The organism is Streptomyces sp. NBC_01237 (genome assembly GCF_035917275.1).
Lineage (GTDB): Bacteria > Actinomycetota > Actinomycetes > Streptomycetales > Streptomycetaceae > Streptomyces.
Map to the genome: position 1 here is coordinate 871196 of NZ_CP108509.1, position 15733 is coordinate 886928.

Annotated in this window: 9 protein-coding genes and 1 pseudogene; all 10 read left to right on the forward strand. The window is 72.8% G+C overall.

Going from position 1 to position 15733, the window contains the following annotated elements:
• Positions 1-303: 303 nt before the first annotated feature.
• The 10 genes and pseudogenes from OG251_RS40255 (at position 304) to OG251_RS45125 (ending at position 15707) form a co-directional block, all read left to right on the forward strand.
• Positions 304-1674: an MFS transporter gene (locus tag OG251_RS40255; RefSeq protein ID WP_326682220.1), complete on the forward strand. Its 1371-nt coding sequence runs from the start codon at positions 304-306 to the stop codon at positions 1672-1674.
• Complete coding sequence (locus tag OG251_RS40260; protein WP_326682221.1) at positions 1671-3611, forward strand: S9 family peptidase; 1941 nt, start codon at positions 1671-1673, stop codon at positions 3609-3611. The genes OG251_RS40255 and OG251_RS40260 overlap by 4 nt, the downstream gene beginning before the upstream one ends.
• Entirely contained in the window at positions 3571-3693 is a 123-nt protein-coding gene (locus tag OG251_RS40265; protein WP_274535814.1) for a hypothetical protein, read from the forward strand. Before OG251_RS40260 ends, OG251_RS40265 begins: the two co-directional genes overlap by 41 nt.
• A gap of 188 nt (positions 3694-3881) precedes the next feature.
• Complete coding sequence (locus tag OG251_RS40270) at positions 3882-5855, forward strand: RiPP maturation radical SAM C-methyltransferase (protein WP_326682222.1); 1974 nt, start codon at positions 3882-3884, stop codon at positions 5853-5855.
• A gap of 98 nt (positions 5856-5953) precedes the next feature.
• Positions 5954-6628, forward strand: a complete 675-nt coding sequence (locus tag OG251_RS40275) for a DUF5825 family protein (RefSeq protein ID WP_326682223.1) — start codon at positions 5954-5956, stop codon at positions 6626-6628.
• 49 nt (positions 6629-6677) lie between these two features.
• Positions 6678-7157, forward strand: coding sequence for a CU044_2847 family protein (locus tag OG251_RS40280; RefSeq protein WP_326682224.1), 480 nt, complete (start codon positions 6678-6680; stop codon positions 7155-7157).
• 5 nt (positions 7158-7162) lie between these two features.
• Positions 7163-9322 (forward strand): VMAP-C domain-containing protein, encoded by a 2160-nt coding sequence (locus OG251_RS40285; RefSeq protein WP_326682225.1) that lies wholly within the window; start codon positions 7163-7165, stop codon positions 9320-9322.
• A 26-nt stretch (positions 9323-9348) separates the two neighbouring features.
• Positions 9349-10359 (forward strand): AAA family ATPase, encoded by a 1011-nt coding sequence (locus OG251_RS40290; RefSeq protein ID WP_326682226.1) that lies wholly within the window; start codon positions 9349-9351, stop codon positions 10357-10359.
• Positions 10356-12641, forward strand: a pseudogene (locus tag OG251_RS45120) (SAV_2336 N-terminal domain-related protein); the annotation flags it as partial. The gene OG251_RS40290 and the pseudogene OG251_RS45120, both read left to right, overlap by 4 nt.
• 108 nt (positions 12642-12749) lie before the next feature.
• Complete coding sequence (locus tag OG251_RS45125) at positions 12750-15707, forward strand: BTAD domain-containing putative transcriptional regulator (RefSeq protein ID WP_442818476.1); 2958 nt, start codon at positions 12750-12752, stop codon at positions 15705-15707.
• Positions 15708-15733 lie beyond the last annotated feature (26 nt).

A 15733-nucleotide genomic window follows, 5' to 3' on the forward strand; every position in this document is an offset into this window, starting at 1 on the left:
CGATCGGCCGTGTGCCGGAGCGAATTCACCGGGCGCGGTGCCGGAGCCGTCCGCCGCACCCCACGCGCCGCCGTACGGCAGTGGGCCGGTAAGCGGCACACGACCACCCGGGTTCGTACAGGGATCGGGTCCACGGCCGGATTGCGCCGCGAGGCCGGAAATACTGCACCCCGTACTGGCCTTGTGGCGCTCGGTGACGCCTGGTTAGGCTCCGGCTCGTTTCAATTCCTTGGCATTTTCTGCAAGTTCTGGACGACTCGTGAACAACCTCCGGTCGTCGCCGCATGCGGAGAGGGGGCATGGATGGCAGGGACGTCGGCGTCCCGGGCGGACAACGGCCCGGCCACTCCGCCCGCGGCCGAGCCCCGTGCTCTGCCCCGCGACGTACGCCTCTTCTGGTGGGCGAGCACCGCCGATGCGCTCGGGAGCCAGACCTCGGGCATCGTGCTTCCCCTGCTGCTGCTCACCTTGGGGTACTCGCCCGCCGCGGTCGGTCTGATCGCCGGTGCGTCCGCGGCCCTGGGAATGGTGCTGGGCCCGCTGGCGGCGGTCCCCGCCGACCGGGGGGCCCGCAAAACGGTGATGCTGTGGTCCGCGAGCGGGGCCGCTCTGGCCATGGCGACCGTGTCCGTCACCGTGGCCTCGGGTCGGCCGCCACTGGTCCTGCTGCTGTGTGCCGTGCTCGTGGAACGCTTGTGCACCGCCTCCTACGAAGCCGCCTCCCGCGGAACGATCGCCATGATCTGCCCGCCGGCGGGCTACCCCCGCCTCGTGGCCCGGCTACAGGTGGGGGACAACGTCGCCCTGGTCCTGGGACCCCTGCTCGGGGGCGCGCTCTACCAGGTGAACCGCGCCCTGCCCTTCCTCGCCGATGCCCTCTCCTACACGGTGACCGCCGTGTGCATCCGGTTCATGCGCGCTGATCTGCGTGCCCCCGCCGCGGCGGACACCGGGACGGCGACACCCCTCGCGGACGGGCCCGGGGAGGAGACACCGGGCCCGGCGGGTCCCCGCGGCGGTGGCGGCGGTCCGGAACGGCACGCGCGTCGGCTCCGCCGCGCGGCCCTGCTCGCCGAAGTCGGAGCCGGTCTGCGCCTGGTGGGTTCCTCACCTCTGCTGCGACTGGTCATGCTGTGGACCGCGGTCGTGAACGGGGCGCTGTCCGCCCTCTACTTCGGGGTGCTCTTCTCCCTCCGGCACGACGGCCACAGCGGGTCCGCGACCGGAGTGGTCCTGGCCGTGTCCGGGGCAGCGGGCATCGCGGGCGCGCTCGTGGCCCCCGCGCTGGCGGGCCGGCTCGGTGCCACGCGCACCTTCCTCGCGGTGACCTGGCTGCTCGTGCCGCTCGCCGCGGGTCTGGCCGCGACCCGTTCGCCGTGGGCCTTCGCCACGCTGTTCGGCGCGGTGTGCCTGATCCTGCCCGCGGCCACCGTCGTCCTCCAGTCCAGGACCATCGCCACCACTCCGCCGCACCTCCAGGCGCGGGCCGGGGCCGTCCTGGCCGCCGCCGCGGGCGGCGCCGCCGCACTCGGGCCCGCGGCGGCGGGGCTGCTCGCGTCACGCGCGGGCACGGCCGGACCGGCCCTCGGCTGCGCGGTGGCCCTCATCGGCCTTGCCGCGTATACGAGTTCGGCCCATCCTCGTACGCTCAAGAGCACCGGGAGCACCTCGTGACGGGCCCGTCGACCACCGATTCCGCGAGCAGCCGCACCGCGGGCGAAGCGCCCCCCGCGTATCTCGTCTCCCGGGACGCGCTGCCCGAGGTGTGCGCGAAGGATCCGCTCCGGATGGTCTTCACCGCCGACGCGGGGGGCCGCTGCGAGGTCTTCACCTGGGATGCCACGACCGCCACCGCCCGGCAGGTGACGGACCACCCCTTGGGTACGTTCCACGGTTCCATCGACGCCGACGCCCATGTGTGGTGGTTCGAGGAGGACGCCCACGGTGTGGGCCGTTGGAAGTTCCGGCCCTTCGACGGCGGGCCGGCGCGCGAGGGCCTGCTCGGCGTTCCCGCCGGCCCGGCCCGTGGTCTGAGCGTGAGCCGCACCGGCACCGTCGCGGTCGCCCTGGGCGACTCGGAGGGCACCACCGTGCACTGCGGCCGGCGCGGCGGCGAGGCACGTACGGTGACCCGGCTCCCCCATCACGCCACCCTGACCGGGATCACGGCCACCGGTGGTCTGCTCGCCGTGAGCGCGCAGGCCCGCTCAGCGAACGCGGTCACCGTCTTCCGTACCGACGGCACCCGCCGCGCCGTGCTCCACGAACCCGGTGGGGCCCTGTGGTCCCTCGGGTTCGGGCCCCGTACCGGACAGCGGGATCTGCTGCTGATACGGGAGTGGCAGGGACGCTACCTGCTCGCCACCTGGTCCCCGGGGCAGCCGCTCGTCACCCACGCGTGGTGCGCGTTCGACACGGAGATCACCGGGCGCTGGTGCCCGGACGGCCGCTCCGTGCTCGTCCGCCAGGACCGGCACGGCCGCAGCATCCTGCACCGGGCCGACCTCGCCGCCCGCACGCTGACCGTGCTGCCCACCGACCCCGGCACCCTGCTGGACGCCTGCGAGCACCTGAACGGCGACGTCCACACCCTCTGGACCAGTACCGCCACCCCGCCGCGCGCGCTGTCCACCGCCGGCACCCCGCTGCCCTCCGCCGCGCGCCTCGCCCCGCGGGTACCGGGCGTGCCCCACGATCTGTGGACCGCGGGACCCGACGGGCCGGTGCACACCCTGGTCACCCTGCCTGAGGGGACGTCCGCGCCCACACCCACGGTGTTCCTCGTCCACGGCGGCCCGGCCGACCACGACCGCGATGCCTACGACGGCGCGGTGCACTCCCTGGTGGCTTCCGGGTTCGCCGTCGCCCGGGTCAACTACCGCGGCTCCACCGGGTACGGGCCCGCGTGGCGGGGCGCGATGACGGAGGGCGTCGGGCTCACCCAGGTCGCCGACCTCGCGGCGGTCCGTGCGGACCTGGTCGCGCGCGGCTGGGCCGACCCGCGGGCACTCGCCCTCTGGGGCACGTCCTGGGGCGGGTACCTCGCCCTGCTGGCGCTGGGAACCCGGCCCGGCCTGTGGCAGGCGGGCGTCGCCGTGAAACCGGTCGCCCATCTCGCCCGTGCCCACGCGACCACCACGCCCGCCCTGCGCGCCCTGGACGAGCGGCTCTTCGGCGGGACGCCGCAGGACCTCCCCGAGGTCTACGCGCGGAGCTCGCCGCACACCTACGTCCCGCACCTCGACGCGCCGCTGCTGCTCGTCGCGGCGACGCACGACGTGAAGTGTCCGCCCGGCCAGATCCGGGAGTACCTGGACGAGCTGGCCGCCCATCACAAACGGCACGAGGCGCTGTGGCTGGACACCGGCCACGACGGATACGACGGGCGGGACCACGTGAAGGTCCTGCGCGGCGCCCTCGTCTTCCTCGACCGCGAACTGCGCGGCCGTCCGCGCACCACCCCCACAGCGCCCCCCGCCACCCGGCGGGGGGAGTCCGTCCGGCCGACGGACGCTTTTGCACCGGCCGCGAACGGCACACCGCAACGCCTCACGGAAAGGCAGACCCATCATGCAGAAGGACATCATCAACAACGACCCGCTCACGGGTGACGAGGAAAGCCGCAAGCCGGGCATCAGCATCACCATCACCGTCCCCATCCGCAACGCCGAGGACTCGGACACCGAGAGCTAGTCCTCATGGGGCCGGCCCGGTGCCCCGTGCACCGGGCCGGCCTCCTCCCCTCCGGAACCCGGAACCCGGACCTCCGGAACCCCGGCCTCCTGGCCTCCGGAGTCCCTGACGGCCCGGACCGTCCCGAGTGCCCTGGTGCCCCCGCACGTCCCCGCCCCGCCGCCGCGACGCCACCGCAAGGAGCCCCCGTGCGTGTTCTGCTGGTCAATATGCCCTGGTCGCCCATCGACCTTCCGTCACTCGCCCTGGGGATCCTCAAGCGCAGCGTGGACGAGCGCGTTCCCGGGGCCTCGGCGACGGTGCTCCACGCCAACCTGGAATTCACCGACTGGATCACCTCACGCACCGAGTTCACGGCCGACGACTACGAGTACTACGCCCTCTCCTCGTACTTCATGGGCTGCGGCGACTGGGTCTTCTCCTCGGCCCTCTACGACGACCCCTCCTGGCGCGAGGCGGAGTTCACCGAGGCCATGCGCACCCGGCTGAAGAAGTCCCGCCTCAAGATGTCCCACGAACTGCACCGTCTGGCACCGGACTTCGTCGCGGAGATGGCCCAGCGGATCGTCGACGAGGCGCCCGACGTCGTCGGGTTCACCTCCACGTTCCAGCAGAACACCGCGGCCCTGGCCGCCGCCAAGCACGTGAAGCGGCTCGCCCCGCACATCAGGACGGTCATGGGCGGCGCCAACTGCGACGCCGAACAAGGGGCGGCCCTGCACCGCAACTTCCCCTTCGTCGACTATGTCGTGCGGGGCGAGGGAGAAGCCGCCTTCCCCCAGTTGCTCAGCGCGCTCTCCACGGGGGAGGACCTGGCCGGGGTGTCCGGACTGTGCCACCGGACGGACGACGGGGTGAGCACCGTGAACCCCATGGCATCGAGCCCGCTGCCGCCCGCGACCATCCTGGCACCCGACTACAGCGGCTACTTCGAACGTCTGGCGTCCTCCGCCGCCCGCAACTGGGTCGAGCCGAAGCTCGTCGTCGAAGGAGCGCGCGGCTGCTGGTGGGGCGAGAAGCACCACTGCACCTTCTGCGGACTCAACGGCTCCTTCATGCAGTTCCGCAGCAAGAGCCCCGATGTCTTCTACGACGAGATCATGGAACTGGCGCGCAAGCACCGGGTGCTCGACATGTACGTCGTCGACAACATCCTCGACATGGGCTATCTCTCCACCGTGCTGCCCCGCATCATCGACAGCGGGTACGACCTGCGGCTGCACATCGAGATCAAGGCCAACATGCGGCGCAGCCAGCTGCGCACACTGTCCGACGCCGGCCTCATCTACGTGCAGCCCGGCATCGAAAGCCTCAACAAGCGCGTGCTGGACCTGATGGACAAGGGCGTCAGCGGCTGCCAGAACGTCCGGATGCTCCGGGACGGGGCGGAGACGGGGCTGTCCATCTCGTGGAACTACCTCCACGGCTTTCCCGGGGAGAGCGCGAAGGACTACGAAGGGGTCATCGCCCAGATTCCGGCACTGGAGCACCTCGACCCGCCCGTCGATCTCTCCGCACGGATCGCGATCGAACGCTTCAGCCCGTACTTCAACAAACCTGAACTGGGGTTCTCCGGGCTCCGGCCCGAGGCGCACTACCGCTTCACCTACGATCTGCCGGAAGAGGAACTGTACGACCTCGCCTACGTCTTCGAGGCACCTCAGCGGGGCATCGGCGAGACCACCGTCTCGGCTCTCAACGATGCGCTGGCGCTCTGGAAGGAGCACCACGCCGACGCCCGCCTCACCCAGGCGGACCTCGGTGACCGGATCATCCTCGTGAGCAGGCGGCGCGCCTTCGACTGGCGGGTCATGGAACTCTCCGACCCCTTCGAGATCGCGGTCTTCCGCCTGCTGGACCAGCCCCACGCACCGGCCTCGCTCCTTCGCAAGGCGACGGTACGGGTACCCGGCCACACCCGTACCGAGGCGGACGTCGACGCGCTGCTGGCCCACTGGCAGGAGCGCGGGCTGCTGTTCACCGACGGCGGCCACTTCGTGCACCTCGCCCCTTCCGCCGTGAACGAGGACCTGCTGCGCCTGGGCTTCATGCGCACCGCGCACGCGGCGCCCGCACCCGGTTCCCCGCCGGAGTCCGGCTCCGGGTCCGAGCGCGGAACGGACAGCGGCACCAGGACGGACCGCGACGCCGTACTTGCCTGACGCCCCCGCTCCCCCGACGACCTCGCCCTCCCCTTGACCTGCTGACCCAGTGATATGCCCGATGTGAGCGAAACCCGACGAGCCGGAGACCCCCTGCCATGGACTCAGCCCTCGACACCACCGCGGCCACCCTGCGCGTCGCGGCCTGGCGCGACTACGACGAAGCCGCCTGCGCCCTCCCCGGCATGTTCCTGGGCGAACTCGATCTGACCGGCCCCGTGGCACAGGAGAGCGACCGGCTCTGGGACCTGGGCGCCCGCCGCGTCGTCCTGCCCGCCGCCGTGGACCTCACGGCCGCGGGGGACCTCGACGGCGCCCGCCGCACCGTGCGGGCGCTCAGCCTGGTCCGGGACCTCACCGCCCGCGCCGTGCTCGTCGAGTGGGACCTCCGGCTGGACCCCGCGCGCCCGGACGACTGGCTGACCCTCAGCCATCTCCAGCCGCCCCGGACGCTGCACGGGGCACCTGACCCGCTCGCCACGCTCACCACCTGGCGCAACGGCCACTACCTGGGCAAATGTCTGTGGCGCAACGGCCCCGGCTTCCTCCAGATCCGCGATCGCCGCTGGGGCAACCTCCAGCGCTTCACCGCGGACGAGCCGCACTACCGCAGCGCCGTCGAGGAGCTGTCCTACGGGGCTCCGAGCCGGTCCGTACCGAAGGACGCACTGGAGGACTTCACCGAGGAGAAGCTCGTCCTCCATCTCGGACCACTGGCCTGGTGGGTCCCCTACCGTGTGAGCCGGTGGATCCAGGAGCCGATGGCCATCTGAGACCGCGGAACGAACGGCGAACCCCCCACTGTCGTGCGAGACTTCGGCCATGGAGGATGTGAGACTGACCTTCGACGACGGCTCTGTCGTACGCCTGCACCTCGCGCCGCGGACCGGGACGCCGACGGACCGTCCGGCCACCGACGCGCGCAGCGTCGAGCACGACGGCGCCCCGGCGGGCGAGTTGGACCTGCCGCCGGGGTTCGGCAGCGCGCGGCCGGTGAGTTCCGACGGGCGCACGGCGCGGACCCTCACCCGCAGCGGTCAGGCGCTGAGCGACGCGCTGCGACCTCTCGGCGGGGTGCTCAGCGGCATCCACGACTCCTTCAGCCGGTTCGCCCAACGGCCCGACGAGGTCACGGTCGAGTTCGGTGTCACGCTGGGCAGCGACCTGAGTCTCGGCGTGTTCTCCGGAAGCGGCGAGGCCAGCTTCACCGTCTCGGCGACCTGGAACCTCAACGGCACGGAGGAAGCGGCCCCGACGCACCCGCCCGTCGCAGGGCTGCCCAGCCAGGTCAACGGTTCCTGACCCGTATGCCGCTGGATGTGACGCCCTCGCTCGCCGACGCGCCGCTGCACCGGGCGTTCGTGTCCGTCCTGGGCCGGGACCAGCCGGTCGGTGCGGGCGTGCTGCTCTCCCCCACCCTTGTCCTGACCTGCGCACATGTCATCAACAGCGCACTGGGCCGGCACCGCTTCGACACGCCCCTGCCGCCACGGGGGCAGCAGATCGGGCTGAGGTTGCCGCATGTCGACCGGGAGCGCGAGCTGGTCGGCCGGGTGCTGCCGCACTGCTGGCGGCCGCCGCGCAGCCGCCCCGAGGCCGACCACCCGAGCCCGCCCGGGGCCGGCGCCCTTCCGTACTACGGCGATCTCGCGGTCGTCGAGCTGGACACCGAGGCCCCACCGGGCGCCGAGCCGGCCCCCTTCCTGACCCATCGGGACGGCAACGAGGTCATCGCCCAGTGGGCGAGCGGACACGCCCTGCCCACCCTCCGTGCGATGCCACGGGTCTCCGCCCATCCCTGGATCGCGCTCGACGTCCTGGGCGGGACCGTGGCCGACGGATTCAGCGGCGGGCCGCTGTGGGACCGGGAGCGGCAGGCCGTCGTCGGGCTGGTCGTCGCCGCTCACGAGAGCCGCACGCCGCAGGAGCACTCCCCACCGGCCGGGCAGTACACCCCGCCCGCCGCGATGTACGCGATCGGGCTCTCCTCCATCGAGTCCGAACTCCCCGGCCTTCCGCCGGTCGCCGTCCCCGCCGCGGGCCGCGGTCGGCAGCAACTGCTGGGCGCCCTGGAGAAGTTGCTGCCGACCCGCAGAGAGATCATGGCGTGCGAGGAGCGGCTCGCCGGGCGGCTGGGGCGGCGGTCCTCCGGTCCGGCCGCCGACGTCGAACGACTGGCGGGCCTGGCCATGGGAGTACGCCGGGGCGTCCCCGAACTCCTCAACATCGTCTACGAGCAGCTCGCCGAACTCCGTCCCGGCTCCTTCGCGGCCGACCCGGACTGGGAGCGGGCGCTCGGGATCGCGCGCATCGTCAGTCCGCGGGAACGGCTGTCGCCGGGGCAGCGGCGCAATCTCGACGCCCTGCTCGCGGAGTGCCGCACCACCGACCCGGGCGCGCTCGTCCGCACCGTGCTTCCCTTTGCGGACGACCTGCCGCGGCCCCGCGATCTCGCGGACGCCACGGATGTCCTGGAGTGCTACGACCCTCAACCCGGCCAGCCCATGCCCCCGTTGTTGCAGGGCGTCATCCGCATCAGCGTCCAGGAGCGCGCGTCGGGCGCGTATCTCGCCGACGATCTGGACGCGTGGGTACGCAGCACCGCCCCCCGGCTGGGTGTGGCGCCCGCCGCCGTCGCCCAGTTCCGGGCGGATGTGTCGGCGCATGCCGGGGCGCGTGGAGCGCGACCGCCGAGCACGGCTGCGCCCCGGGTCCAGGTCGAGCTGCTGCCCGTGTCCACCGGCCATCTCTTCACGTATCAGATCTGGGTCTGGAGCGGCGACGGACGGCACGAGGTGGTCCTGACCGAGGACACCGAAGTCACCAGCCAACGCGTCGTGGAGGCCATCCGGCAGGTGCTGCGTACGGAGGTGGAGGAGCATCCGGAGACGGCGCTGGTCGAGTTCTTCGTGGCCCCCGCCTGGCTGCGGCTCGATGTGGACACCTGGGAGTTCCCGGGCAGCGCCGACGACGGGGGCTTCCGGCCCGGCATCACCCGCCGGGTGGTGCTGCGCAGTTCGGAGCGGACCCGGGAGACACACGCCGGGTGGAAGCGCCGCAGCAGCGCGCTGCCGTCCTCGCCCCGGCTGCTGCTCGATCAGCGTTCCTCCGACCCGGTGGTGGCGCAGGCCAGGCTCGAAGTGAATCCGGAGGCCGGGATCGTCGTCGTCTGCTGCGACCGGCAGTACCAGGGGCTGGTGCTGCGCCAGTGCATCCAGGCCGGGGTCCACACCGTGCTGTGGCACCGCGAGGAGCACGGCGGGCAGATCGCGGCGGACCTGCTGGCGCTGGTCGAGGGTGTCGATCACGCGCGCATCCCCGAAGCGGTCCGGCTGGAGCGGGCCAAGGCCATGGCCGATCCGGACTGCACGACCCACCACGGGCGTGAGCTGTCGCTCCTGCACGACGGGCCCGACCACCGGCCACCGCCCCTGGCGCCCGCCCCGTGGGCCCTCACCCAGCCATGACCCCGCCCCGACGAGGAGACCGCGTCGTGCCGCATCCACGCGCCACAGCACCTGGTGACAGCAGCTCGCCCGCCGAACCCTGGTGGGTGTTCCGCGGCCCGTCCGACCTGCCCGAGCCGCCACCGTGGCGGCGCTTCCCCGCCGCACGGCGCAGCCCCGGCTCCCGGCGCTACCTCATGAACGCCGACGAGATCGCCGTCGTCAACGCCGCGCTCCATCTGCGCCGTCCCCTGCTGGTGACGGGCCGTCCCGGCACCGGGAAGAGCTCACTGGCCCGCGCCCTCGCCGAGGACCTGGGGCTGGGCGAGGTGCTCCGCTGGTCGGTGAACAGCCGCTCCACGCTGCTGGACGCCCTGTACCGGTACGACGCCGTCGGCCGACTGCGCGAGGCGTCGCTGCAACGTGAGCGCGAGACGCCGCGCGGTCCGGCACGGCGGCTCAAGAGGCGCGGCGCGCAGAGCTCGGACATCGGCAACTATCTGCGCCTGGGGCCGCTGGGGACGGCACTCGCCGCCACCGGCCGCCCCCGCGTGCTCCTCATCGACGAACTCGACAAGTCCGATCTGGACCTTCCCAACGATCTTCTGGTGGTGCTGGAGGAGGGCGAGTTCGAGATCCCGGAGCTGGCCAGGCTGCCCGAGCACCAGCAGACCGCGGATGTTCTGGTCACGGGCAGCAGGGAACGCATCCGGGTGCAGCGCGGCCTGGTGGCCTGCGAGGAGTTCCCCATTGTCGTCATGACCAGCAATGGGGAGCGGGACTTCCCCCCGGCCTTCCTGCGCCGTTGTGTCCGGCTCGACCTGCGCGACCCGGACGAGGCGAAGCTGCGTGACATCGTCCGGCAGAACCTCGGTGAGGCCGCCCTGTCCGAGGCCGACGATCTGATCTCCGAATTCCTCCGGAAGGCGGCCGTACAGAGCCTGGCCACCGACCAGTTGCTCGCCGCCGTCCATCTGCGGGTCACCGGGGCCGACCTCACGCGAGAGGAGCTGCTCGGCGCGGTCATGCACCGGTTGGACGAAGCGTTCCCGTCATGATCGACCGGCTGCACGTGCTCCTGGATTCCCTGGGGTACGACCTGGCGGCGCCCGAACTGCTCGATGTGCTCTGGCTCGCGCGGGCGATGGGCCCTGCGTCACCGGCGCCCGAGCAGCCGGCCGGCCCGCCGGCACTCCGGCCGGATGACGCGCCCGTTGTGAAGCCGGTGGGGGACGCCGGGCCCGGGTCGCCCGCAGCGCCGTCCGAGGCCGCCCGCGATCCGCGCGTCACGGCGCAGGCCGCGGAGCCGGCCGGCCGGCCGCACCGTCTGTACGCCGCCGACGGCGGAGGCAGCGGCGCCGCACCGGAGGGCGCCGGGACGCGGGCCCGTTCCGTTCGCGCACCGGGGCCCCGGGCGCTGCCGGGGGCGCAGCCGCTGGCCCGCGCGCTGCGCCCGCTGCGCGGCTACCGCGACCACCGCTACCGTACGGTCGCGGACATCGAGGCCACGGTCCGGCTCACCGCCGAGTCGGGTGTGCTCGACGTGGTGGCCCGGCCCGAGCAGGAGTTGCGGCACACGGCTTTCCTGCTCGTGGACGACTCGCCGTCCATGCGGCTCTGGCAGCCGCTCGCACGGGAGGTGAAGCGCCTCCTGGAGCGAGCCGGAGTGTTCCGTGCGGTACGGGTGCACCGGTTCGTCCTGGGTGATGGTCACCGCCCCACCGGAACTCCGCGGACGGAATCGCCCGTCACCTTCGTGCTGACGGACGGTGTGGACGAGGCATGGCAGAGCCCTGCGGCGGACCGGTTCATCGAGACGTGGGGGCGCGCCGGGCCGCTGACCGTGCTGCCACCGCTGCCGCGGCGGCTGTGGCGTGGCACGGCCTTCGACGCACAGCCTCATCCGGTCGTGGCGGAGCAGCCGTTCGCGCCCGCCCGCGAGCTGCGGATCCTCGACCCGCTCAGTGGTCTGCCGGTCCGACGGACGGCGGACCGGCCCGCGGTCCCGGTGGTCGCGCTCACGCCGTCCTCGCTGTCCGCGTGGGCCCGGCTGCTCACCCGGCCCGGCACTCCCTCGCTGGTGGACATCGCGATGTTCGACGCCGGTGGCGTGGCGTCACGGGCTGCCGGTCCTCCCCCCTCGACGCACCCGCGGCATCGTCTGGAACGCTTCCGGGCCTCCTTCTCCCCGGACGCCTACCGGCTGGCCGTGCGGCTCTCCGCGATCAGGCCGCTCAGCCTGCCGGTCATCCAGCTGGTACGGATCGCCTCCCTGCCCGGCACGTCGCCGACAGCGGTCGCCGAGGTCCTGCTCGGTGATCTGCTGCGGCCGGCGGAGGACGGCGGGCCGGGGGACCTTCGTCTGCCGACGGCTGTCGGGGGCGGGCCGGCCGATCCGCTCTACGACTTCAGGCCCGGAATCCGGGACCTGCTGGCGAGCGGGCTCAGCGTGGAACAGTCCATCGAGGTCGTCGAGGCGGTCGGCGGTGCGCTGGAGCCCTATCTCGGCCGGATGCCGGACTTCGCCGCGCTGCTCGACGATCCGCGGGGCGACGAGCACCGCTCGGCGGGGACATCCGCCTTCGCTGTCCTGGTCAGCCCGGTACTGGACCGGCTGTACGGCAGGGCCACTCGGGTCGCGGAGGTTCCGGGCGCGCACCAGGTACCCCTGCGGTTCACCGTCTTCGGACCGCATCTCGCCTGGCGGGGCACGGAGCCGGTCCCGATGGGATCGTCGCGGCAGAAGGCGGTACTGGTGGCGCTGCTGCTGCGCAGGGGCCGGGCCGTGGCCGACACGGTGCTCGTGGACTCGGTGTGGGGTGAGCAGGCGCCCGACGACAGGACGCAGGCGGCGCGGTCCTATGTCTCCCGGCTGCGGCGGGCGTTGGCCTCCTCCGGGATCGAGATCGAGGACACGGCGGACGGCTACCGGTTGCCGGCACCGGGCGGGACGGACGAACCGGACCTGGATCTCACGGTCGCCGAGCGGCTCCACGAGGAGGCGAGGACGGCACGGGCGGCGGGCGACCTCGCCGGGGCCCGGCGGGCGCTGACCGATGCGCTGGCCCGCACCGAGGGACCTCCGCTCGACGGGATCACCGGCCCCTTCGCCACGGACCAGGCCACCCGTCTCGCCGAGTGGCGCCTCGCGCTCCTCGAATTCCGTATCGAACTCGATCTGGAGGCGGGGGATCATGCCGCGATCATTCCCGAACTCGACGGTCTGACCCAGGCACATCCGTTGAACGAGAGGCTGCGCGCGCATCTGATGCTCGCCCTGTACCGCAGCGGCCGACAGGCCGAGGCCCTCGCGGTGTACGCGGACATCCGCAGACTGCTCCACGACGAAATCGGGCTCGACCCGGGCCCGGAACTGACGCGGCTCCAGACACGCATCTTGCAGGGCGCCGATGCCTCTCACCCCGCCGTCGCCCCGCGCCCACGGCCCGTGCTCGCGACGTCACCGGTCACGGCACCACCGGTGGACGGGGTGCGGTTCGCCGTGCTCGGGCCCGTACGCGCCTGGCGCGGTGGCGAGCTGCTGGCCTCCGGTTCACCGCAGCAGCGGGCCCTGCTGACCGCGCTGCTCCTGCGCGACGGGCGGACGGCCACCGCGTCCGAACTCATCGACGCGATCTGGGGCGAGGAGCCGCCCCAGCAGGCGCTGGCCGCGCTACGGACGTACGCTTCCCGGCTGCGCAAAGTCCTGGACCCCGGTGTCCTGATCTCCGAAGCCGGAGGTTACGCCCTCCGTATCCCCGCCGACGCATTGGATCTCCACACCGCCCGGCGGTTGGCCACCGAGGCCGAGCAGGCCCGGATCAACGGCGATCTCCCTCAGGCCCGCGCCCTGATCACCGAGGTGCTGGCCCTGTGGGACGGCGAGGCGCTCACCTCCGTGCCCGGTCCGTACGCGGAGAACCAGCGCACCCGGCTGGAGGAATGGCGCCTCGAACTCACCGAGACGCGGCTCGACCTGAACCTGGAATCCGGTTTCCACGCGGAGGCGATTTCCGAGCTGACCGCGCTCACCGCCGCACACCCGCTGCGGGAGCGGCTGCGCGGACTGCTGATGATCGCCCTATACCGCAGCGGACGCCAGGCCGAGGCCCTCGCGGTGTACGCGGACACCCGCCGGCTGCTCGCCGATGAACTGGGCGTCGACCCGCGCCCCGAGCTGGCCCAGCTCCAGCAGCGCATCCTCCAGGCCGACGAGGAGCTGGCCCGCCCGGCCGGGCAGCAGTCCCCGGCCGAGGAGACCCCCTGGCCGCCTCCCCCGGCCGTTCCTCACCAACTCCCGACTTCCGTTCATGACTTCACGGGCCGTCAGCACCATCTTCTGGAGATCACCGAGCATCTGCTCCGGGCCGACGGTTCGGTCATGGCCATCACCGCGCTGGGAGGCCTGGGAGGCGTCGGCAAGACGACTCTCGCCGTCCAGGCCGCCCATACGGTCCGGACCGACTTCCCGGACGGCCAGTTGTACGTCGACCTCCAGGGCGCCGGATTCCGTGCGGCGGCGGCCGAGGCGGTGCTCGGCTCGTTCCTGCGCGCACTCGGCACCGCCGACTCCGCGATCCCGGACACCCTGGACGAGCGGGCCGCCCTGTACCGCTCCTCACTGGAGGGCCGCCGCGTCCTGGTCCTCCTGGACAACGCCCGTGACGCGGCGCAGATCCGCCCGCTGCTCCCCGGCACGGCGGGCTGCGCGGCGCTGGTCACCAGCCGGGTCCGGATGGTCGATCTGGCCGGTGCGCACCTGGTGGACCTCGATGTGATGTCCCCCGAGGAGGCCCTCCAGCTCTTCACCCGGATCGTCGGCACGGAGCGGGTCGGCGCGGAGCGCGAAGCGGCCCTGGACGTGGTGGCCGCCTGCGGCTTCCTGCCGCTGGCCATCCGCATCGCCGCCTCCCGGCTGGCCGCCCGCCGCACCTGGACGGTCTCCGTCCTCGCCGCCAAACTCGCCGACGAGCGCCGCCGCCTGGACGAACTCCAGGCCGGCGACCTCGCCGTCAAGGCGACCTTCGAGCTGGGCTACGGCCAGCTGGAGCCCGCCCAGGCCCACGCCTTCCGCCTCCTCGGCCTCGCCGACGGCCCGGACATCTCGCTGGCCGCCGCCGCCGCCCTGCTCAACCTGGAGCCGCACACGGCGGAGGACCTGCTGGAAGACCTGGTCGGTACCAGTTTCCTCGACTCGGCGGCACCGGGACGCTACCGCTTCCACGACCTCGTACGCCTCTACGCGCGCGCCTGCGCGGAGCGCGACGAACAGCCGCCGCAGGAGAGGGAGAAGGCGCTGTCACGGCTGCTGGACTTCCACCTCGCCACGGCGGCCGGGGTCTACGCGCTGGAGCACCCCGGAGACCGGCTGGTCGACCATCTGGAGCCCACGGAGCACGGAGGCCTGGTCTTCGGCGGCCGACGCGAGGCGATCGACTGGCTGTACTCGGAGGCGACCGCTCTGCTCGCCTCCGTCCGCCAGTCCGCGGGCCCGTCGCTGCGGCGCGCCGTGGACACGTTGTGGGCCACCCAGGATCTGGCGGACTCGGGCGCCGCTTCACGGCAGTACGAGGCGGTCGCCACGTCCCTGTGGGAAGAGGCGGCGCGGCGGAGCGACCCCAGGGCCGAGGGGCGGGCCGCGCTGGTCGTGGCCAGGAGCCATATGAACGCGGGCAGGTTCACGCAGGCCGACGACGCGGCCGCCCGCGCGCTCCTGATGGCGGAGAGCTGCCAGGACGCCCTGGCGATCTGCTGGTCGCAGAACAGCCGGGGCACGATTGCTCTCTACCAGAACCGCCATGAGCAGGCCGAGCGTCATCTGACGGCTGCCCTGGCGGGTTTCCAGGCCGTCGGTGACCGGCCCGGCGAGGCGAGCGTCCTGTGCAATCTGTCCCGTGCCCGGCTCGCCGCCGGTGAGGTCTCCTCGGCCCTGACACTCGCGGAGGAGGGGATGGCCGTCTACGACGGCCTCGACATGTCCCTGCGTGGCGCCAACGCGCGCTACGCGCTCGGACTCGCGCTCACGGCCGCCCAGCGGTTCGACGAGGCCATCGCGTCGTTCCGCGAGGCCCATCTGCGGTTCGCCGACAGCCGCCAGCGCCTCTGGGAGGGCATGAGCCTCTTCAGGATCGCCGAGGCCGAACTCGCCGCGCACCATCCGGCAGCGGCCCTGGACCTGGCCGAGCGGGCCCTGGCCGTACTGAGCGGCATCGGCGGGGACTGGCGGAGGGGCAACGTGCTGACGGTCCTGGGGCGAGCGCTCCAGGCCGTGGGCCAGGTGGACCGTGCGCGGGCGTGCTGGCAGGAGGCGCTGGACCTCTTCGAGGAACTCGGTTCACCCGAGGCCCGGCAGGTGAGCGAACTGATCGAGGGCCGGATGTCCTCCTCCCTGCCGAACACCACGTAGCCAGTCCGTCCGCCGACGCACACTGC